Raw genomic sequence first — 18028 nt, 5'->3', positions numbered from 1 at the left:
ATTGGTTAAAACTTCTGATAAAGAAAATAATCCTGCCTGACATGTTTCTCCATATGTCAGACAAGATTATTATTGAACAGATTCTTTCAATGCTTCCATCTCTTCTACCCATGCATTCACATCTGCTTTTATTTCTTCTGCTTTCTTATCAACCGCATCTGTATTTTTCTCTCGAAGCTGTTCACTTATTGCTTTTATTTCTTCTTCCCGTTTAAGGAGAATCTCTTCTACTCTGACCTTTTCCTCTTCTGTTAAGGTTTCTTCTTCCACAAGGGAATTAAGTACTGCTTCAAAGCGGTGATTCTCCCGCCTTACTGAATAATTCCAGGCATAGCTGAGATCCGAAGCTCTCTGCCGCTCATATGTAATATCAAAACCATTTGGTGTCATATTGACAGGTGCCCAAGTTAATTCAATCGTTGATGGAAGCCACTCATATTCGATGGTTGAAAGTAACTCTTCTCCATTATCAGCAGAGTAATACTCCCCTTCTCCAGCTTCTGCTACTTTCGTCAACTGTGCTTCTGCTTCTTCATCCACTTGAAAACCGATTATGTTAACAGTTTTGTTGTCTGCTGTGTCTGCGAAGGTAGCTGCAGCCTCTACCGGGTCGCCATCACAAGTTTCTACACCATCACTTACGATATATATTGTCACATGACCTTCTAGTGAGCTGCTTAATTCATTCACTTTTTCGATGGCGGCAGCTAAAGGTGTCCACCCTTTCGCTTCAATGGTATCTACTGATTGAGTAAATTGTTCTTCATCATACTCTCCTAGTGAATAGACTTCCTCAATCTTTGAGCAGGATGCTTCTTTCCCTTCATCACTATCGTCACCTTTGTGTCCAAAAGCTACCAAAGATACATGGCTTGAAGCTCCTATTGTCCTGGCAAAACTGGAAACTGCCTCCCGTGCAATATCCATCCTGATTTCCCCTTCTGACTCTAACAGCATACTGGAACTCGCATCTAATAATATATATGCATAGCTGCTTTCTCCCTCTGCCGCACCTTCCTTTTCAATTTTTTCAGGTCTTGGCAGCAGGGGCTCTTTAAAGTCAGGCTTAAAGTTGGCTAACTCTGTTGCTATCGAAGAATAGCTGGGACTGCCGGCATAATAGATTAGTGACTTGGCAATTGTCTCAGGATCATCCGTATCTTCAGCTATTGGACTAACAGCCTCTATCAGTTCTTTTAAGTAGTCCGGATCGAGTTCCTCTATACCAAACAGTATTCGTTCTGTGTCGGCTTCATATGTTATATCTTCAGTTAGTATGCCGGCAGGAATCTCCTGTAATGTGTCAATATCAGTTGCCAGCGAAATATTCTCAATCTCTTTATGTATTTCATTAGCGGTTGAATCCTCAACTGCATTTTCCGATTCTTTCAATTGTTCCTCATTTGATACAGTCCCTTTCTCTTCAGTGGAGGCAGTATCATTAGAACAAGCCATTAATATAACCAGAAATAATAACATTCCAAATTTCTTCAACTTTGTCACTCCTTACCTTTCCCATTATTATAATAGACTCTGTTGAATAAAAAAAGATAATGCCTGCTAAATGATAAAAAAGTAACATAAGGAGAAAAGCCTTTTTCTTGAGAGTGTAAGACTTTTGACAGGTGTAAATAATGAGGATCCCTGGTTACAGGGTATTAGCCGTGAATTAAAAAGGGGCAACAAAAAAAGGGCTTGGATGCATCTCATATGGAGATTGGCCCCTGCCCCTTTCTGCTCTCACCTATTTAAAATTAAACAAGCTCAATAATCGCCATTTCTGCCCCATCACCACGACGAGGTCCTAATTTCAACACTCTTGTGTATCCACCTTGACGATCTTCATAACGAGTAGCAATGTCACTGAATAGCTTTTGTACAGCATCTTCATTTTCATTTGCTTCTGCATTGTATAAGAATGCCGCAGCTTGACGGCGAGCATGTAAGTCTCCACGTTTGCCTAAAGTGATCATCTTATCAACAACTGAACGCAATTCCTTCGCTTTTGCCTCTGTTGTCTCTAAACGTTCATGAATAATAAGATCAGTAGCCAATCCACGAAGTAATGCCTTACGTTGATCTGTTGTACGTCCTAACTTTCTAGCCATGGAAATTCCCCTCCTTCGTTCATGTTCTTCTAGATGCCTAGATTAATCTTCGTTTCTTAAACCAAGACCTAGATCCTCTAATTTGTGCTTCACTTCCTCTAAAGATTTACGACCAAGATTACGAACCTTCATCATGTCTTCTTCAGATTTATGAGCTAATTCTTGAACGGTATTAATACCAGCACGTTTCAAACAATTATAAGAGCGTACAGACAAGTCCAGCTCTTCAATTGTCATTTCTAATACTTTTTCTTTTTGATCTTCTTCTTTTTCGATCATAATTTCAGCATTTTTGGCTTCATCTGTTAGTCCAACGAAAATATTAATGTGTTCCATAAATATTTTTGCCCCTAAAGAAATTGCTTCTTCAGGACGAATGCTGCCATCAGTTGTTACATCAAAAGTAAGTTTATCAAAATTAGAATCTTGCCCAATACGAGTATTCTCTACTTGATAAGTTACTTTTTGAACAGGAGTAAAGATAGAATCAACTGGAATAACACCAATCGGACGGTCCTCATGGTTATTAGAATCAGCTGGTCGATATCCTCTACCGCCTTTTGCTGAAATACGCATTTTGAGATGACCATTATCTCCCAATGTTGCAATATGAAGATCAGGATTTAATATCTCGACATCACTGTCAAAGATGATGTCTGCAGCCGTAACTTTTCCTTCTCCCTGTACATCTACTTCTAGCGTCTTTTCTTCATCAGAGTAAATCTTTAGTGCAAGCTTCTTTAGATTTAAGATAATAGTAGTTACGTCTTCTACTACGCCCTCTACCGTAGAAAACTCATGAAGTGCCCCATCTATTTGCACAGATGTTACAGCAGCGCCAGGAAGTGAAGATAATAGGATACGACGCAAGGAGTTACCGAGTGTAGTACCATATCCACGTTCTAGTGGTTCTACAACGAACTTTCCATAAGTAGCATCATCGCTGATTTCTACTGTTTCTATTCTTGGTTTTTCAATTTCGATCATTCATAAACCCTCCTTTAAAACGTCGAAACCCCGGTTAGACACAAGTCTAACCGAAATTCCCCAGGTAGGCAGTTCCCGTTTCTGCACTCTGCAATTGTATTTTAGCGTCTGTCGAATGCAATGGTGCCAAGAGAAAGATTTCTAACTCTATTCAGCTATCATAAACCATTATAGACAGATTAACAAATATTATACTGTGATTATACTCGACGACGTTTTGGCGGGCGACAACCATTGTGAGGAACTGGTGTTACATCACGAATGGCAGTTACTTCTAAACCTGCTGCTTGAAGTGAACGGATTGCTGCTTCACGTCCAGCACCAGGTCCTTTCACTGTAACCTCTAATGATTTCATACCATGGTCTTGGGCACCTTTAGCAGCAGCTTCTGCAGCCATTTGAGCAGCAAAAGGTGTTGATTTACGTGAACCTTTAAATCCAAGCGCACCAGCGCTGCTCCAGCTAACCGCATTACCTTGCACATCTGTAATTGTTACAATTGTGTTGTTAAAAGTAGAACGAATATGAGCAACACCTGTGTCGATATTCTTTTTCACACGGCGCTTACGTGTATTAGTTTTACGAGCCATAAATTAGCATACCTCCTTTATATTATTTCTTCTTGTTAGCCATAGTTTTTCTTGGGCCTTTACGTGTACGAGAGTTGTTCTTCGTTTTTTGACCACGAACAGGTAATCCGCGACGATGACGTACACCACGATAACTACCAATCTCGATCAGACGTTTAATGTTTAGAGATACTTCACGACGAAGATCCCCTTCCACTGTATATCCATCGACTTTTTGGCGGATTTGACCTAATTCTTCTTCTGTTAAGTCACGAACACGAGTGTTCTCATTGATCCCAGTTTCTTCTAAAACTTTTTTAGCAGTTGTCTTACCAATTCCGTATATATAAGTTAATGCGATAACTACACGTTTATCACGCGGAACATCTACACCAGCAATACGTGCCATATGATGCGTGCACCTCCTTTATTATTATCCTTGTTTTTGTTTATGTTTAGGGTTTTCGCAAATTACCATTACTTTCCCTTTACGGCGAATAACCTTACATTTTTCACAAATAGGTTTTACAGATGGTCTTACCTTCATCTTCCATACCTCCTCTTGTATCGGAGCATTTTATTTATAGCGGTACGTAATACGACCTCTTGTTAAATCATATGGAGAAAGTTCAACCGTTACTTTATCTCCAGGTAAAATACGAATGAAGTGCATTCTGATCTTACCAGAGACATGAGCAAGAACGGTATGACCATTCTCTAATTCTACTTTAAACATTGCATTTGGTAATGTATCAATTACAGTACCTTCGACTTCAATTGCATCGTCTTTCGCCATCGAGTTGATCTCCCTTCTTCAAATCTGCCAGTATTTCATTGGCAAATTTATTAATAGCATAACGCAATTTCCCATTGGTTACGCGCCCTGTTTCGAGAAGGCTCTTTTGTACTTCAGGAGAAATAAAATTAGTTGCCGAAATATGATGGACATTCTTCTTCTTCGGCCGATCATATTTACGTTTATCTCCATCTGCCAATAACACAAAACGACTGTCTAGCTTTTCAATAACAATTGCAAACTGACCTGCTTCTCGTCCTTGTAGGATTTGAACAACTTGACCTAATTCCGGATACCTCTCCGTTTCGCTCAACTATCATCACCAACATTTTAGGTTTTAAGTTTAGCATCCTTACGATTCGTGTACCTTATCATTATACCAATAATATCAACAAAAAATCATGAAATGTTCTTTAATTTTTCGTCAATATCATGGAAAACTTTATCAATTTGCTGTGAACCATCGATTGTAACTAAGCTTCCTTTGTCTGAATAAAAGTCCAGCATTGGCTGTGTCTGTTCAATATTCACTTCTAGTCTGTTTTTAACTGTACCTGGTTGGTCATCCTCACGTTGAATAAGCTTCTCACCATCTCTATCACAAATTCCCTCTTGTTTGGGGGGATTGAATTGAACATGATAAGTCGCTCCGCAAGCTGGGCAAATACGACGGCCAGTTAATCGCTCTACAAGTTCATCTTTATCAACATCCACGTGCAATACATAATCGATTGATTTATTCATTTTAGAAAGTAATTGATCCAAGGCCTCAGCTTGTGCGATTGTTCTTGGAAATCCATCAAGCAGAAATCCTTTTTCACAATCTGGTTTTCTAAGTCTCTCCTCGACAATACCGATGGTTACTTCATCCGGAACAAGTGAGCCTTCATCCATAAAGCTTTTTGCTTTTTGTCCAAGCTCTGTTCCTTCTTTAATAGCTAATCTGAACATATCTCCAGTTGAAATATGAGGGATTTGGTACTTCTCAACAATTTTTTCTGCCTGTGTCCCTTTACCAGCACCAGGCAAGCCCATTAGGATAAGATTCAACGATTTTCCCCTCGCTCTCTATCTATTCCGTTACAACCACTTACTTAATAAAACCTTTGTAATTACGTTTTACTAGTTGTCCTTCTAATTGCTTCATTGTTTGCAATGCAACACCGACAACAATTAGCAAGCTGGTACCGCCAATTTGAACAGCATCAGGTAAACCTGCTACATTACCGATAGCCAATGGCAATACAGATACTGCGGCTAAGAATAGTGCACCTACAAAAGTTAAACGGTACATTACACGAGTTAAATAGGTTTCCGTATTTTGACCTGGTCGAATGCCTGGGATATATCCCCCTTGTTTCTTTAAGTTATCCGCCATTTGCTCAGGGTTTACTTGAACAAACGTATAGAAATACGTGAAGGCAATAATTAAAGCAACATAGATAATCATACCAACAGGCTGCGTATAATCAAAAATGTTGGAAATAGTGGCTGCAACTTGATTATCCTCAAAGAATCCAGCGATACTTCTCGGCGCAAGAATAAATGATACTGCGAAGATAACCGGAATAACCCCTGCAGCATTTACCTTTAAAGGTAGATGCGTTGAATGCCCGCCAACTGGTGAACGGTTTACTAGACGCTTTGCATACTGTACTGGAATTTTACGTAGTGCTTGCTGGATGAAAATTACACCAACCGTCACAGCAATAACTAGTAAAACAATTAGTAACACAATGATGATATTAATAAATAACTCATCATCTGCACCTGATCCAAAGTACTGTGCGTAAATTTGGTTCACACCATTCGGAATTGCTGCTACGATACCCGCAAAAATAAGGATAGAGATTCCATTACCAACACCATGTGCCGTAATTTGTTCACCTAACCACATTAAGAATGCTGTACCGCCAGTTAAGATGATTGCAATTACGATAACTTTACCAACTCCTGGGTCATTAATCAATAACCCTCCGGACATGGCATTAAATCCGATCGCCATTGCACTCCCTTGGATAAAAGCAAGCACAATTGTAGCATATCGCGTCACTTGTGCTAACTTCTTACGGCCCATTTCACCTTGCTTTTTCCACTCAGAAAATTTCTGTACTACATCCATTTGCAGCAATTGCATGATAATGGATGCAGTAATGTATGGCATAATACCCATTGCAAAGATGGAGAAGTTTTGCAACGCCCCGCCTCCAAAGGTATTCAGTAATCCAAAAACATTCTGTTCATTCATAAAGTTAATTGCACTTCGATCAGTGAATGGTACAGGTATAAATGTCCCAATTCGAAATACAACTAACATTAGAAGTGTGAATATAATTTTTTGTCTGATATCAGCCACACGCACAAAATTGGAGATTGTACGAAACATTAAATCACCTCAGTTTGACCGCCCGCTGCTTCTATAGCTTCTTTCGCTGAAGCAGAAAACTTATGAGCTTTTACTGTTAGTTTCTTTTCGATTTTACCATTTCCAAGAATCTTAACACCAGATTTCACCTTACTAATGGTACCTGATTCAAGTAAAAGCTCAGGTGTTACTTCAGTACCTTCATCAAAGTTATTCAATGTTTCTAAGTTAACAATCGCATATTCTTTACGGTTGATATTAGTGAATCCTCGCTTCGGTAAACGTTGGAACAAAGGCATTTGACCACCTTCGAAACCTGGACGTACGCCACCTCCAGAACGTGCTTTTTGACCTTTGTGTCCACGTCCAGAAGTTTTACCATTACCAGAAGACATACCACGACCTACACGATTTCTTTCCTTTTTTGGCTGTGATGGTTTTAATTCATGAAGTTTCATGCGAGCACCTCCTCTTTACAGTGAATTTTATTAAACTTCCTTAACTTCTACTAAATGTGATACTTTGTTGATCATGCCTCGCACGACAGGAGTATCTTCACGGACTACTGATTGATGGATCTTTCTAAGACCGAGTGTTTGAACAGTAGCTTTTTGTACTTCTGATCTACCGATTACACTGCGTTTGAGGGTAATTTCTATCTGTTTAGACATATCGTTTCCCTCCTTATCCTAACAATTCTTCTACAGACTTACCGCGTAGTTTTGCTACTTCTTCGACACGTTTTAATTCGCTAAGTCCGTTGATTGTAGCACGAACCATGTTAATTGGTGTATTTGAACCTAGTGACTTAGAAACAATGTCACCAACACCTGCTAATTCTAATACGGCACGTACCGGTCCACCAGCGATAACCCCAGTACCTTCTGCAGCAGGTTTCATTAAAATGCTTCCTGCTCCAAATTGACCAGTAATATCATGTGGAATGGATGTACCAACGATCGGTACATTGATTAAGTTCTTTTTGGCATCATCGATTGCCTTTTTGATCGCATCTGGTACTTCTTGTGCTTTACCAGTACCAAAGCCTACGTGACCATTTTTATCTCCAACTACTACTAGTGCAGCAAAGCGAAAACGACGTCCACCTTTAACAACTTTAGCTACACGATTTATCGTTACAACGCGTTCTTCTAAATCTAATTTGTTTGGGTCGATGTTAGTACGCAACATATGTCCCTCCTTTTTTATTAAAATTCAAGACCTGCTTCACGAGCAGCATCTGCTAAAGATTTAACACGACCATGATATAAATATCCACCACGATCAAATACTACATTTTTAACTCCTTTTTCTTGCGCGCGCTTTGCAACAAGTTCTCCTACTTGTTTCGCAGCTTCAACGTTACCAGTACCATCTAAGTTAAGTTCTTTATCAACAGTAGATGCACTTGCAATCGTTACATTATTAACATCATCAATGATTTGTGCATAGATGTGTTTGTTTGAACGAAAAACGTTTAAACGCGGACGTTCCGCAGTTCCGAAAAGATTCTTACGGATACGAAGATGTCTTTTTTTACGAACACTGTTTTTATCAGGCTTTGTGATCATCTAGGTCACTCCTTTCTGTTCCCTACCTAACCTTACTTAGCAGTTTTACCTTCTTTACGACGTACATATTCGCCTTCATAACGGATACCTTTACCTTTGTACGGTTCTGGTGGGCGAATTGCGCGAATGTTTGCAGCAATAGCTCCAACTTTTTCTTTATCAATACCTTTAACGACTACTCGTGTATTCGCTGGTACTTCAATTTCAATTCCGTCTTCTGGTTCAATTTCAACTGGGTGAGAGTAACCTGCGTTAACAACAAGCTTCTGACCTTGTTTCTGAGCACGGTAACCTACACCTTGAATTTCAAGAGCTTTTTCGTAACCTTTGTGGACACCTTCCACCATGTTTCCGATCAAGCTTCGAGTAGTACCATGTAAAGCTTTATGTTGTTTACTGTCACTAGGACGCTCAACAGTTAAAATGTTATCTTCAATTTTGATAGTCATATCCTCGCTGAATTGACGACTCAATTCACCTTTAGGGCCTTTGACTGTTACATGACCACCATCAATTTTAATTTCCACACCTTGTGGAATTTCTAGTTGTTTTAAACCTATACGAGACATGCTATACACCTCCTGTCATCTGAAAATATATTACCAAATATATGCAAGTACTTCTCCGCCGATTGCTTGCGCGCGTGCTTCTTTATCAGAAAGAACACCTTTAGAAGTAGATACGATTGCGATACCTAATCCGTTTAATACTTTAGGTAATTCGTCAGCTTTAGCGTAAACGCGAAGACCTGGTTTACTAATTCTTTTTAGTCCAGTAATTACACGTTCTTCATTTGCACCATATTTTAAGAATACACGCAGGATACCTTGTTTGCTATCCTCTACAAATTCATAATCACGGATAAAACCTTCACGTTTTAAAATATCTGCAATTTCTTTTTTAAGATTCGACGCTGGGAATTCTAATTTCTCATGGCGGACCATGTTAGCGTTACGAATACGAGTAAGCATATCTGCAATTGGATCTGTCATAACCATTTCTCATTACCTCCTTCCCTATTCGGGGATTTACCAGCTTGCTTTTTTAACACCAGGAATTTGACCTTTATATGCAAGTTCACGGAAACAAATACGGCAAAGTTTAAATTTGCGAATTACTGAATGTGGACGTCCGCAACGCTCACAACGAGTATATTCTTGAACTTTAAATTTTGCTGGGCGTTTTTGTTTTGCGATCATTGATTTTTTAGCCACTCTTTTCCCTCCTTATCTTAGCTTTCTCGCTTATTTTTGGAAAGGCATGCCAAGTTGAGTTAAGAGTTCAGCAGCTTCTTCGTCAGAATTCGCTGTTGTAACAATAACAATATCCATCCCTCTAACTTTGCTTACTTGATCATAGTTAATTTCAGGGAAGATTAATTGTTCCTTAACACCTAAAGTGTAATTTCCACGACCATCGAATGCCTTTTTAGAGATACCACGGAAGTCACGAACACGTGGTAAAGATACATCAATTAATTTTTGAAGGAAATCGTACATACGCTCACCACGAAGAGTTACCTTTGCACCAATTGGCATTCCTTCACGTAAACGGAAACCTGCAATTGATTTCTTCGCTTTTGTTATAACAGGTTGCTGACCGGAGATTTGTGCTAATTCTTCTACTGCAGAATCTAATGCTTTAGAGTTTTGCACTGCATCACCAACACCCATGTTGATCACGATTTTTTCAACTTTAGGTACTTCCATTACTGATTTATAATTAAATTTCTCAACTAATGAAGAAACAATTTCTTTATTGTATTTTGCTTTTAATGCGTTCATCACGTAAACCTCCTTTCACCGCTAATACTATTTATCTAAAGCTTCACCAGATTTTTTAGCGATTCGTACTTTCTTTCCATCACGAACTTCAAATCCAACACGAGTTGGTTCGCCAGATTTAGGATCAACTGGCATTACATTAGAAACATGAATCGGTGCTTCCTGATTCAAAATACCACCTTGTGGATTATCTTGAGAAGGTTTCGCGTGTTTTTTAACGATATTAACACCTTCTACAAGCACACGATCTTTTTTAGGAAATGCTGCGAGGATTACGCCTTGCTTTCCTTTGTCTTTACCAGAAATGACTTGAACTTTATCACCTTTTTTTACATGCATGCTATCCGCACCTCCTTACACGGTATTTTCCGTTACGTGCCTTATAGTACTTCTGGAGCTAGAGATACGATTTTCATAAACTTAGCATCACGTAATTCACGTGCTACTGGACCAAAAATACGAGTACCTCTTGGGCTTTGATCGTCACGAATGATAACAGCTGCATTCTCATCAAATTTAATGTAAGATCCGTCTTTACGTCTTACACCACTTTTTGAGCGTACAATAACAGCTCTTACTACTTCACCTTTTTTAACAACGCCTCCTGGTGTTGCTTGTTTCACCGTACAAACAATTACATCACCGATATTCGCTGTCTTACGACCTGAGCCACCTAATACTTTAATAGTAAGTACCTCACGTGCACCAGAGTTATCTGCTACTTTTAAACGAGATTCTTGTTGAATCATATTCGTGTACCTCCCTTCGGAACTTATCCGAGCGAACTTTAAATTAAATAATTACAGCTTCTTCCACAACTTCTACTAAACGAAAACGTTTTGTAGCTGATAGCGGACGAGTTTCCATGATACGAACAATATCGCCGATTTTAGCTTGATTGTTTTCATCATGTGCCTTGAATTTCTTAGAGTATCTTACACGTTTACCATACAGCTTGTGAAATTTGTAAGTTTCAACTAAAACTGTAATAGTCTTATCCATTTTGTCTGAAACGACACGTCCAGTATAAACTTTACGATTATTACGCTCACTCATCTGAGGCTAACCTCCTTTATTTATCCGTTATTAACGCTTAGCTCTCTTTCGCGAACAACAGTTTTCATACGCGCGATTGATTTGCGCACTTCACGTAGACGTGCAGTGTTTTCCAATTGACCTGTTGCAAGTTGGAAACGCAAATTGAAAAGCTCTTCTTTTAATGATTTGATCTTTTGTTCAATTTCGGCAGTGGTTAGTTCTCTAATTTCATTAGCCTTCATTGATTTCACCACCAATTTCTTCTCGTTTTACGAATTTCGTTTTAACCGGTAATTTGTGAGCAGCAAGACGAAGTGCTTCACGAGCAACCTCTTCCGATACACCTGCAATCTCAAACATAATTTTCCCTGGTTTTACTACTGCTACCCATCCTTCAGGAGCACCTTTACCAGAACCCATACGTACCTCAAGAGGTTTTTTCGTATATGGCTTATCTGGGAAAATTTTAATCCAAACTTTACCACCACGCTTCATATAACGAGTCATCGCTATACGAGCTGCTTCGATCTGACGGCTAGTAATCCAAGAAGCGTCTACAGCCTGAAGACCATATTCACCAAATGCTACCTCAGTACCGCCTTTCGCTTTACCTTTCATATTACCACGATGTTGTTTACGATGTTTTACACGTTTTGGCATTAACATAATGCGTTGCCCCCTTCCTTACTTATTGTTTTTTGTTGGAAGGACTTCACCACGATAGATCCATACTTTAACACCTAGTTTACCGTAAGTTGTGTCTGCTTCTGCTGTACCATAATCGATATCAGCACGTAAAGTATGAAGTGGAACAGTTCCTTCACTGTAGTGTTCTGCTCTTGCCATATCAGCACCGCCAAGACGACCAGAAACTTGTGTTTTGATCCCTTTAGCACCAGCGCGCATTGCACGTTGGATTGTCTGTTTTTGTGCACGACGGAAAGATACACGGTTTTCTAATTGGCGAGCAATGTTTTCTGCTACTAATTTCGCATCTATATCAGCTTTTTTCACTTCTACGATATTGATGTGTACTCTTTTACCTGTTAATTCATTAAGTGCTTTACGAAGTGCTTCTACTTCAGAACCACCTTTACCAATTACCATACCAGGTTTCGCTGTAGAAATTGAGATGTTTACACGGTTTGCCGCTCTTTCGATCTCAACTTTTGATACAGCTCCATCTTTTAAACGTTCTTCAATATATTCACGAATCTTAATATCTTCATGTAAAAGGTCCGCATAATCTTTACCTGCATACCACTTAGATTCCCAATCACGGATAATTCCGACACGAAGACCCGTTGGATTTACTTTTTGACCCACAGATTATCCCTCCTTTTTCTCAGATAGAACCACTGTAATATGGCTCGTGCGTTTATTGATTTGTGTTGCCCGGCCTTGTGCGCGTGGACGGAAACGTTTCAATGTAACCCCTTCGTTCACAAAAGCTTCAGAAATCACTAAATTATCTGGGTTCATTTCATAATTATGCTCTGCATTCGCAACAGCAGAGTTGATTAATTTTTCAACAACAGGTGACGCACTGCGTTGTGTGTGTTTTAAAATCGCAATTGCTTCTCCAACATTTTTACCGCGAACTAAGTCAACAACTAAGCGGACTTTGCGAGGAGCAATACGAACTGATTTTGCAACAGCTTTAGCTTGCATTAGGAGTACCTCCTCTCAATTAACGTTTTGTTTTCTTGTCGTCCCCAGCATGCCCTTTATACGTGCGTGTTGGAGCGAATTCGCCTAATTTATGTCCAACCATATCTTCTGTTACATAAACTGGCACATGTTTACGACCATCATATACCGCAATCGTATGACCGATAAAGCTTGGGAAGATTGTAGAACGGCGAGACCAAGTTTTTACAACTGTCTTCTTGTCTTCCTGGTTCAATGTATCAATCTTTTTCAATAAGTGGTCATCTGCGAAAGGTCCTTTTTTTAAGCTACGACCCATGGATAAGCCTCCCTTCGCGATTGGCGGACGGGTGTTATCTCCCGTCGTTCAACCCCGTTATTTTTTACGTTTACGTACAATAAATTTATCTGATGGTTTGTTGCGTTTACGCGTTTTGTAACCAAGTGTTGGTTTACCCCATGGTGACATTGGTGATTTACGACCGATTGGTGCGCGTCCTTCACCACCACCGTGCGGGTGATCGTTAGGGTTCATTACAGAACCACGAACAGTAGGGCGTTTGCCTAACCAGCGAGAACGACCTGCTTTACCGATGTTAATTAATTCGTGTTCGATGTTACCAACCTGACCAACAGTTGCGCGACAAGTTGCAAGAACTAAACGAACTTCACCAGATGTCAAACGAACAAGTACATATTTACCTTCACGTCCAAGGATTTGCGCTTGTGCCCCTGCAGATCTTGCAAGCTGGCCTCCGCGTCCTGGTTTTAATTCAATATTGTGTACAACTGTACCTACAGGGATGTTGATAAGTGGTAATGCATTACCTGCTTTAATATCAGCATCAGGTCCTGAGAATATTTGTTGTCCAACTTGTAATCCTTTAGGTGCAAGGATGTAACGTTTTTCTCCATCAGCATAATGGATTAATGCAATGTTTGCAGAGCGGTTTGGATCGTATTCGATTGTAGCAACGTTTCCTGGTATTCCATCTTTGTCACGTTTGAAATCGATGATACGATATTTACGCTTGTGTCCACCGCCTTGATGACGAACAGTTAATTTACCCTGGTTATTACGTCCACCTCTTTTGCTTAAAGGTGCTAGTAACGATTTTTCCGGCTGATCTGTTGTGATCTCAGAAAAATCTGATACAGTCATTCCTCTACGACCATTTGAGGTTGGTTTGTATTTTTTAATCGCCATCTTTTTCCCTCCTTTTTAAATGAAATTATAATGTTTCAAAGAAATCTAGTTCTTTGCTGTCTTCTGATAATTGAACAATTGCTCTCTTGCGATTCGGACGAAATCCACCATAACGTCCCATACGCTTGAATTTACCTTTACGGTTCATAGTATTTACATTAACTACTTTTACACTAAAGATTTCTTCAATCGCATCTTTGATCTGAGATTTGTTAGCTTCTTTTGTAACTTCAAAAGTGTACTTTTTATCAGCCATTAAATCTGCAGTGTTTTCAGTAATGATAGGGCGCTTAATAATATCACGAGGATCCTTCATTATGCAAGCACCTCCCCTGCTTTTTCAGCTGCTTCTTTTGTAATAACCAGCTTGTCATGCGTAAGCAAGTCTAAAACATTTACTTCACTTACAGTTAATACTTTTACGTTTGGCAGGTTGTTTGCTGATTTTACTAAAACAGCATCTGCATCTGCAGTAACGATTAACGCTTTGGAATCTACATTTAAAGATGAAAGTAGTGAAATTACTTCTTTTGTTTTAGGTGCATCGATTGCGATCCCCTCTAAAACAACTAAGCTATCTTCTTTTACCTTAGAAGAAAGAGCAGATTTAAGCGCTAATCTACGTACTTTCTTAGGAAGTTTGTAGCTATAGCTTCTTGGTGTAGGACCGAATACCGTTCCACCACCAACCCACTGTGGTGATCTGATAGAACCTTGACGCGCACGTCCAGTTCCTTTTTGACGCCATGGTTTACGTCCACCACCACGTACTTCCGAGCGATTTTTTACAGCGTGAGTTCCTTGACGAAGTGATGCGCGTTGCATAAGAACAGCGTCATGTAAAACATGTTCGTTTGGCTCAATTCCAAACACTGCATCGCTGATCTCTACATCACCTACTTGTGATCCACTTTGATTAAATAGTGCTACTTTAGGCATGACATATCCTCCCTTCAGTTAATAGTTAGTTAGCCTTTAATGCACTCGTAACTTTTACGAATGATTTTTTTGCACCTGGAACATTACCTTTAATTAATAGAAGATTACGTTCCGCATCTACTTTGACAATTTCAAGGTTTTGGATAGTGATTTGCTGACCACCCATTTGCCCTGGTAATTTTTTACCTTTGAAAACATGCATTGGATCGATTGGACCCATTGTACCAGGTCTTCTGTGGTAACGTGAACCGTGACTCATTGGTCCGCGTGATTGATTGTGACGCTTAATAGCACCCTGGAATCCTTTACCTTTAGAAGTTCCTGTTACATCAATAATATCTCCTGCTTGAAATACCTCTACGTTAATTTCTTGACCTAATTCATACTCATCAAGATTAACGTCACGGATTTCACGAATGAAGCGCTTAGGAGTAGTATTTGCTTTTTCCGCATGTCCTTGTTCAGGTTTGTTTGTGCGGTTTTTCTTCTGATCAGCAAAACCAATTTGAATTGCTTCATATCCATCATTTTCTTGTGTACGCTTTTGCAGCACAACGTTTGGTTCAGCTTCGATTACTGTTACAGGGATTAATTCTCCCTCTTCTGAGAAAAGCTGAGTCATGCCGACTTTGCGACCTAAGATTCCTTTCGTCATCCGTAACACCTCCTAGATTGTTAATATATATTATAATTTGATTTCAATGTCTACACCTGACGGTAAATCAAGACGCATTAATGCATCAACCGTTTTTGGTGTTGGACTAACAATGTCAATTAGACGTTTGTGTGTGCGCATTTCAAATTGCTCACGTGAATCTTTGTATTTGTGTACCGCACGAAGGATCGTGTAAACTGACTTCTCAGTCGGTAACGGAATCGGCCCAGAAACACCTGCACCCGATCTTTTAGCTGTATCTACGATTTTCTCTGCAGATTGATCTAAGATACGGTGATCATACGCTTTTAAACGAATTCTAATTTTTTCTTTTGCCATTATTTTCCCTCCTTTTCGCCCATTTTATAATAGACTTTCTCCGCGAAAATTCCTTAACACACTAGCCATGGCAAAGGGGCCGGGTGTGCCAACAACCTTCCGCATCATCGCCTGTTTTATGACCAACATTGTTTATTATATAGAATTAAACAATAAAATGCAAGGTTAAATATGATTTTCTATGAATTTTTTTAATGAACTTGGTTACGTGTCGAAATAAGTCGAGTCAGTCTTATAATCTCTGTTATTTTGCCGATATAATTATTGACTCAATTATATTACATCTTAGGAGGCAATTAAAGTGAGCAATAATCGTTTCTGGAAAAACCGGTCTATCGGCTGGAAATATGGGTTTGTTTTTGCCATTGTCATTGTGGCTTTTATTATATCTGTATTTGCTACTTATTTATTACTGGATCGGACCAATCAGTCCATTGAAGACACCCGGACAAAAAATGAGATTGTTGTGGAAGTGAACAAACTGATGTCCCTTTACCAGGAGAAATATTTATTCGTTCCGGAGTACTTAATTAGCGAGAATGATCTGGGGTTACTGGATTACTTAGGTAAGAGTGAAGCATTTGTTGATCAGGCAAAGCTAATAAGAGAGAAATTAACTTCACCTTCCCAGGTGGAAGCATTCCATCAGATCATTGAAAATAACCATTTACTTGACGAGTATTACTTTAGTCAGATTGTACCAAATGTACAGCAAATTAATACAAGTACATTTACCGAGTTGCAAACAGAAGCAAACTCATTAAAAAACGAGACATTAGCTTTAGGTCAGAAATTAACAGATGAAGCTGTAACATCTAATGATCATTCGATAACAAAAGCCGAGTCAGATATAAGCACAACTATTTCTACATTAATTATCTCATTAATTATTTCATTGATAATATCCATTATAATAATGTACTTTATCAACAGATCAATTAAAAACAGTCTCAATAATATGGTACAAATTAGTGATGAGATCGCTAATGGTAATTTAATAGTCGATGACTTAAATGGTGAAAGTAATAATGAAATTGGCCGACTGGCTAATTCTATCAACTTTATGAAGACCAGCTTAAGAAATATGATTCAGGAAATATCACACGTTACGGATACAGTGAATACGCATATAGATAGTTTCCATTCTATCGCTTCAGATGTAAGTGAAGGAAGTGAACAAGTTGCAGTAACGATTGAAGAACTTGCCAATGGAGCATCCAGTCAGGCAGATGAAGCTAGCAGTATCTCTGAACAAATGAAAGACTTTAATACAAAAATAGGTTTAGCAAACGAGAATGGCGAAAGGTTAGCTAAAGATTCAAAGGATGTCCTAGATGTATCTTTAGATGGAGATACACAGATGAAGGCATCGTTGAGCCAAATGAATAAAATCACTGCAACTGTAAAAGATTCCGTAGATAAAGTGAATGAACTGGAAAAACAGACTTCATCTATTTCTGAGTTCGTTACAATTATCCGTTCCATTGCAGAACAAACTAATCTATTAGCATTAAATGCTTCGATAGAGGCGGCTCGTGCAGGAGAAGCTGGAAAAGGCTTTTCCGTTGTTGCCGAAGAAGTACGCAAGCTGGCTGAAGAGACAGGTAATTCTTCTGACAGTATAACAAGAATAGTAAGTGAAATTAAAAACGATATCTCAGTTATGGTGAAAGGTTTAAATGATGGATACAGTGAAGTGAATATTGGTAAAGAGCGAATAGAAACTTCAGGGAAATACTTTACCAATATAAAAGATAAAATTTCTAATATATCAGCTAAAGTGGATGATATTTCTGGTGCACTGGAATTTTTCAAACAAGCAGGAAATGAGATTAATACTTCTGTGGAACAAATTGCGGCTATATCAGAGGAGTCTGCAGCAGGTTCTGAAGAAATATCAGCTTCCGCCATCCAGCAGAAGGAAGCTATTCAACATGTATCTTCAGGCTCAAACGAACTGAAGGAGCTTGTTAATAAAATGAGAAAGATCATCAATAAATTTGAAATATAACAGTAAATA

Annotated in this window: 32 protein-coding genes; 1 reads left to right on the top strand and 31 read right to left on the bottom strand. The window is 39.0% G+C overall.

Annotated features, from left to right (window positions below; all coding sequences use genetic code 11):
- Nucleotides 1–69 precede the first annotated feature (69 nt).
- The 31 genes from BMW36_RS18120 to rpsJ form a co-directional block, all read right to left on the bottom strand.
- The gene (locus tag BMW36_RS18120) at nucleotides 70–1494 is read right to left on the bottom strand and encodes a vWA domain-containing protein (RefSeq protein WP_089743748.1); all 1425 of its coding nucleotides are present in this window, start codon (nucleotides 1492–1494) and stop codon (nucleotides 70–72) included.
- A gap of 260 nt (nucleotides 1495–1754) precedes the next feature.
- On the bottom strand, nucleotides 1755–2108 hold the full coding sequence (gene rplQ / locus BMW36_RS18115; protein WP_089743746.1) for a 50S ribosomal protein L17: 354 nt from the start codon (nucleotides 2106–2108) through the stop codon (nucleotides 1755–1757).
- A gap of 42 nt (nucleotides 2109–2150) precedes the next feature.
- On the bottom strand, nucleotides 2151–3095 hold the full coding sequence (locus tag BMW36_RS18110; RefSeq protein WP_089743744.1) for a DNA-directed RNA polymerase subunit alpha: 945 nt from the start codon (nucleotides 3093–3095) through the stop codon (nucleotides 2151–2153).
- Nucleotides 3096–3295: 200 nt separating this feature from the next.
- Complete coding sequence (rpsK, locus tag BMW36_RS18105; RefSeq protein WP_089743743.1) at nucleotides 3296–3685, bottom strand: 30S ribosomal protein S11; 390 nt, start codon at nucleotides 3683–3685, stop codon at nucleotides 3296–3298.
- Between the two features lie 22 nt (nucleotides 3686–3707).
- Entirely contained in the window at nucleotides 3708–4073 is a 366-nt protein-coding gene (gene rpsM / locus BMW36_RS18100) for a 30S ribosomal protein S13 (protein WP_089743741.1), read from the bottom strand.
- Between the two features lie 24 nt (nucleotides 4074–4097).
- Complete coding sequence (rpmJ, locus tag BMW36_RS18095; RefSeq protein WP_003156543.1) at nucleotides 4098–4211, bottom strand: 50S ribosomal protein L36; 114 nt, start codon at nucleotides 4209–4211, stop codon at nucleotides 4098–4100.
- 30 nt (nucleotides 4212–4241) lie between these two features.
- On the bottom strand, nucleotides 4242–4460 hold the full coding sequence (gene infA / locus BMW36_RS18090) for a translation initiation factor IF-1 (RefSeq protein ID WP_018934234.1): 219 nt from the start codon (nucleotides 4458–4460) through the stop codon (nucleotides 4242–4244).
- Nucleotides 4438–4773, bottom strand: coding sequence for a KOW domain-containing RNA-binding protein (locus tag BMW36_RS18085; protein ID WP_089743739.1), 336 nt, complete (start codon nucleotides 4771–4773; stop codon nucleotides 4438–4440). Before BMW36_RS18085 ends, infA begins: the two co-directional genes overlap by 23 nt.
- Before the next feature lie 86 nt (nucleotides 4774–4859).
- Nucleotides 4860–5510 (bottom strand): adenylate kinase, encoded by a 651-nt coding sequence (locus BMW36_RS18080; protein ID WP_089743737.1) that lies wholly within the window; start codon nucleotides 5508–5510, stop codon nucleotides 4860–4862.
- 40 nt (nucleotides 5511–5550) lie between these two features.
- A complete protein-coding gene (gene secY / locus BMW36_RS18075) occupies nucleotides 5551–6846 on the bottom strand; it encodes a preprotein translocase subunit SecY (protein WP_089743735.1) in 1296 nt (431 codons plus the stop codon).
- Nucleotides 6846–7283, bottom strand: coding sequence for a 50S ribosomal protein L15 (gene rplO, locus BMW36_RS18070; protein ID WP_089743733.1), 438 nt, complete (start codon nucleotides 7281–7283; stop codon nucleotides 6846–6848). The genes secY and rplO overlap by 1 nt, the downstream gene beginning before the upstream one ends.
- A 30-nt stretch (nucleotides 7284–7313) precedes the next feature.
- Complete coding sequence (gene rpmD, locus BMW36_RS18065; protein WP_089743731.1) at nucleotides 7314–7496, bottom strand: 50S ribosomal protein L30; 183 nt, start codon at nucleotides 7494–7496, stop codon at nucleotides 7314–7316.
- 13 nt (nucleotides 7497–7509) lie between these two features.
- Nucleotides 7510–8016, bottom strand: coding sequence for a 30S ribosomal protein S5 (rpsE, locus tag BMW36_RS18060; RefSeq protein WP_089743729.1), 507 nt, complete (start codon nucleotides 8014–8016; stop codon nucleotides 7510–7512).
- Nucleotides 8017–8033: 17 nt separating this feature from the next.
- Nucleotides 8034–8396 carry a 50S ribosomal protein L18 gene (gene rplR, locus BMW36_RS18055; protein ID WP_089743727.1) on the bottom strand — a complete coding sequence of 121 codons (363 nt, stop codon included), beginning with the start codon at nucleotides 8394–8396 and terminating at the stop codon, nucleotides 8034–8036.
- A gap of 32 nt (nucleotides 8397–8428) precedes the next feature.
- Nucleotides 8429–8965: a 50S ribosomal protein L6 gene (gene rplF / locus BMW36_RS18050; protein WP_089743725.1), complete on the bottom strand. Its 537-nt coding sequence runs from the start codon at nucleotides 8963–8965 to the stop codon at nucleotides 8429–8431.
- Nucleotides 8966–8995: 30 nt separating this feature from the next.
- Nucleotides 8996–9394: a 30S ribosomal protein S8 gene (gene rpsH, locus BMW36_RS18045; RefSeq protein WP_089743722.1), complete on the bottom strand. Its 399-nt coding sequence runs from the start codon at nucleotides 9392–9394 to the stop codon at nucleotides 8996–8998.
- A 30-nt stretch (nucleotides 9395–9424) separates the two neighbouring features.
- Nucleotides 9425–9610: a 30S ribosomal protein S14 gene (gene rpsN / locus BMW36_RS18040; protein ID WP_054787917.1), complete on the bottom strand. Its 186-nt coding sequence runs from the start codon at nucleotides 9608–9610 to the stop codon at nucleotides 9425–9427.
- A gap of 30 nt (nucleotides 9611–9640) precedes the next feature.
- The gene (gene rplE / locus BMW36_RS18035) at nucleotides 9641–10180 is read right to left on the bottom strand and encodes a 50S ribosomal protein L5 (protein ID WP_089743720.1); all 540 of its coding nucleotides are present in this window, start codon (nucleotides 10178–10180) and stop codon (nucleotides 9641–9643) included.
- Between the two features lie 27 nt (nucleotides 10181–10207).
- Complete coding sequence (gene rplX / locus BMW36_RS18030; protein WP_089743718.1) at nucleotides 10208–10519, bottom strand: 50S ribosomal protein L24; 312 nt, start codon at nucleotides 10517–10519, stop codon at nucleotides 10208–10210.
- 41 nt (nucleotides 10520–10560) lie between these two features.
- Nucleotides 10561–10929, bottom strand: a complete 369-nt coding sequence (gene rplN / locus BMW36_RS18025) for a 50S ribosomal protein L14 (RefSeq protein WP_089743716.1) — start codon at nucleotides 10927–10929, stop codon at nucleotides 10561–10563.
- A 43-nt stretch (nucleotides 10930–10972) separates the two neighbouring features.
- Nucleotides 10973–11236, bottom strand: coding sequence for a 30S ribosomal protein S17 (rpsQ, locus tag BMW36_RS18020; RefSeq protein ID WP_089743714.1), 264 nt, complete (start codon nucleotides 11234–11236; stop codon nucleotides 10973–10975).
- A gap of 20 nt (nucleotides 11237–11256) precedes the next feature.
- On the bottom strand, nucleotides 11257–11460 hold the full coding sequence (gene rpmC / locus BMW36_RS18015; RefSeq protein ID WP_035724125.1) for a 50S ribosomal protein L29: 204 nt from the start codon (nucleotides 11458–11460) through the stop codon (nucleotides 11257–11259).
- Nucleotides 11450–11884 (bottom strand): 50S ribosomal protein L16, encoded by a 435-nt coding sequence (gene rplP / locus BMW36_RS18010; protein WP_089743713.1) that lies wholly within the window; start codon nucleotides 11882–11884, stop codon nucleotides 11450–11452. The genes rpmC and rplP overlap by 11 nt, the downstream gene beginning before the upstream one ends.
- An 18-nt stretch (nucleotides 11885–11902) precedes the next feature.
- Nucleotides 11903–12544, bottom strand: a complete 642-nt coding sequence (gene rpsC, locus BMW36_RS18005; RefSeq protein ID WP_089743711.1) for a 30S ribosomal protein S3 — start codon at nucleotides 12542–12544, stop codon at nucleotides 11903–11905.
- A gap of 3 nt (nucleotides 12545–12547) precedes the next feature.
- Entirely contained in the window at nucleotides 12548–12889 is a 342-nt protein-coding gene (gene rplV / locus BMW36_RS18000; RefSeq protein WP_089743709.1) for a 50S ribosomal protein L22, read from the bottom strand.
- Between the two features lie 19 nt (nucleotides 12890–12908).
- On the bottom strand, nucleotides 12909–13187 hold the full coding sequence (gene rpsS, locus BMW36_RS17995) for a 30S ribosomal protein S19 (RefSeq protein ID WP_089743708.1): 279 nt from the start codon (nucleotides 13185–13187) through the stop codon (nucleotides 12909–12911).
- Nucleotides 13188–13244: 57 nt separating this feature from the next.
- On the bottom strand, nucleotides 13245–14075 hold the full coding sequence (gene rplB / locus BMW36_RS17990; protein WP_089743706.1) for a 50S ribosomal protein L2: 831 nt from the start codon (nucleotides 14073–14075) through the stop codon (nucleotides 13245–13247).
- Nucleotides 14076–14100: 25 nt separating this feature from the next.
- Nucleotides 14101–14391 carry a 50S ribosomal protein L23 gene (rplW, locus tag BMW36_RS17985; protein ID WP_089743704.1) on the bottom strand — a complete coding sequence of 97 codons (291 nt, stop codon included), beginning with the start codon at nucleotides 14389–14391 and terminating at the stop codon, nucleotides 14101–14103.
- Entirely contained in the window at nucleotides 14391–15014 is a 624-nt protein-coding gene (rplD, locus tag BMW36_RS17980) for a 50S ribosomal protein L4 (protein WP_089743702.1), read from the bottom strand. Before rplD ends, rplW begins: the two co-directional genes overlap by 1 nt.
- 25 nt (nucleotides 15015–15039) lie before the next feature.
- Nucleotides 15040–15669, bottom strand: a complete 630-nt coding sequence (gene rplC / locus BMW36_RS17975; protein WP_089743699.1) for a 50S ribosomal protein L3 — start codon at nucleotides 15667–15669, stop codon at nucleotides 15040–15042.
- A 30-nt stretch (nucleotides 15670–15699) separates the two neighbouring features.
- The gene (gene rpsJ / locus BMW36_RS17970) at nucleotides 15700–16008 is read right to left on the bottom strand and encodes a 30S ribosomal protein S10 (protein WP_089743697.1); all 309 of its coding nucleotides are present in this window, start codon (nucleotides 16006–16008) and stop codon (nucleotides 15700–15702) included.
- 301 nt (nucleotides 16009–16309) lie between these two features.
- Between rpsJ and BMW36_RS17965 the strand changes: the two genes are divergently transcribed.
- Nucleotides 16310–18019: a methyl-accepting chemotaxis protein gene (locus BMW36_RS17965; RefSeq protein ID WP_089743696.1), complete on the top strand. Its 1710-nt coding sequence runs from the start codon at nucleotides 16310–16312 to the stop codon at nucleotides 18017–18019.
- Nucleotides 18020–18028 lie beyond the last annotated feature (9 nt).

The organism is Gracilibacillus ureilyticus (assembly GCF_900111195.1).
GTDB lineage: Bacteria > Bacillota > Bacilli > Bacillales > Amphibacillaceae > Gracilibacillus > Gracilibacillus ureilyticus.
The sequence above is the reverse complement of the archived record's forward strand: the minus strand, read 5'-3'. Positions and strand labels throughout refer to the sequence as shown.

Bases quoted from the DNA above. Each gene is read 5' to 3' on its own strand.
- rplQ (WP_089743746.1), bottom strand. From the start codon at position 2,108: ATGGCTAGAAAGTTAGGACGTACAACAGATCAACGTAAGGCATTACTT.
- BMW36_RS18110 (WP_089743744.1), bottom strand. From the start codon at position 3,095: ATGATCGAAATTGAAAAACCAAGAATAGAAACAGTAGAAATCAGCGAT.
- rpsK (WP_089743743.1), bottom strand. From the start codon at position 3,685: ATGGCTCGTAAAACTAATACACGTAAGCGCCGTGTGAAAAAGAATATC.
- rpsM (WP_089743741.1), bottom strand. From the start codon at position 4,073: ATGGCACGTATTGCTGGTGTAGATGTTCCGCGTGATAAACGTGTAGTT.
- rpmJ (WP_003156543.1), bottom strand. From the start codon at position 4,211: ATGAAGGTAAGACCATCTGTAAAACCTATTTGTGAAAAATGTAAGGTT.
- infA (WP_018934234.1), bottom strand. From the start codon at position 4,460: ATGGCGAAAGACGATGCAATTGAAGTCGAAGGTACTGTAATTGATACA.
- secY (WP_089743735.1), bottom strand. From the start codon at position 6,846: ATGTTTCGTACAATCTCCAATTTTGTGCGTGTGGCTGATATCAGACAA.
- rplO (WP_089743733.1), bottom strand. From the start codon at position 7,283: ATGAAACTTCATGAATTAAAACCATCACAGCCAAAAAAGGAAAGAAAT.
- rpmD (WP_089743731.1), bottom strand. From the start codon at position 7,496: ATGTCTAAACAGATAGAAATTACCCTCAAACGCAGTGTAATCGGTAGA.
- rpsE (WP_089743729.1), bottom strand. From the start codon at position 8,016: ATGTTGCGTACTAACATCGACCCAAACAAATTAGATTTAGAAGAACGC.
- rplR (WP_089743727.1), bottom strand. From the start codon at position 8,396: ATGATCACAAAGCCTGATAAAAACAGTGTTCGTAAAAAAAGACATCTT.
- rplF (WP_089743725.1), bottom strand. From the start codon at position 8,965: ATGTCTCGTATAGGTTTAAAACAACTAGAAATTCCACAAGGTGTGGAA.
- rpsH (WP_089743722.1), bottom strand. From the start codon at position 9,394: ATGGTTATGACAGATCCAATTGCAGATATGCTTACTCGTATTCGTAAC.
- rplE (WP_089743720.1), bottom strand. From the start codon at position 10,180: ATGAACGCATTAAAAGCAAAATACAATAAAGAAATTGTTTCTTCATTA.
- rplX (WP_089743718.1), bottom strand. From the start codon at position 10,519: ATGCATGTAAAAAAAGGTGATAAAGTTCAAGTCATTTCTGGTAAAGAC.
- rplN (WP_089743716.1), bottom strand. From the start codon at position 10,929: ATGATTCAACAAGAATCTCGTTTAAAAGTAGCAGATAACTCTGGTGCA.
- rpsQ (WP_089743714.1), bottom strand. From the start codon at position 11,236: ATGAGTGAGCGTAATAATCGTAAAGTTTATACTGGACGTGTCGTTTCA.
- rpmC (WP_035724125.1), bottom strand. From the start codon at position 11,460: ATGAAGGCTAATGAAATTAGAGAACTAACCACTGCCGAAATTGAACAA.
- rplP (WP_089743713.1), bottom strand. From the start codon at position 11,884: ATGTTAATGCCAAAACGTGTAAAACATCGTAAACAACATCGTGGTAAT.
- rplV (WP_089743709.1), bottom strand. From the start codon at position 12,889: ATGCAAGCTAAAGCTGTTGCAAAATCAGTTCGTATTGCTCCTCGCAAA.
- rpsS (WP_089743708.1), bottom strand. From the start codon at position 13,187: ATGGGTCGTAGCTTAAAAAAAGGACCTTTCGCAGATGACCACTTATTG.
- rplB (WP_089743706.1), bottom strand. From the start codon at position 14,075: ATGGCGATTAAAAAATACAAACCAACCTCAAATGGTCGTAGAGGAATG.
- rplW (WP_089743704.1), bottom strand. From the start codon at position 14,391: ATGAAGGATCCTCGTGATATTATTAAGCGCCCTATCATTACTGAAAAC.
- rplD (WP_089743702.1), bottom strand. From the start codon at position 15,014: ATGCCTAAAGTAGCACTATTTAATCAAAGTGGATCACAAGTAGGTGAT.
- rplC (WP_089743699.1), bottom strand. From the start codon at position 15,669: ATGACGAAAGGAATCTTAGGTCGCAAAGTCGGCATGACTCAGCTTTTC.
- rpsJ (WP_089743697.1), bottom strand. From the start codon at position 16,008: ATGGCAAAAGAAAAAATTAGAATTCGTTTAAAAGCGTATGATCACCGT.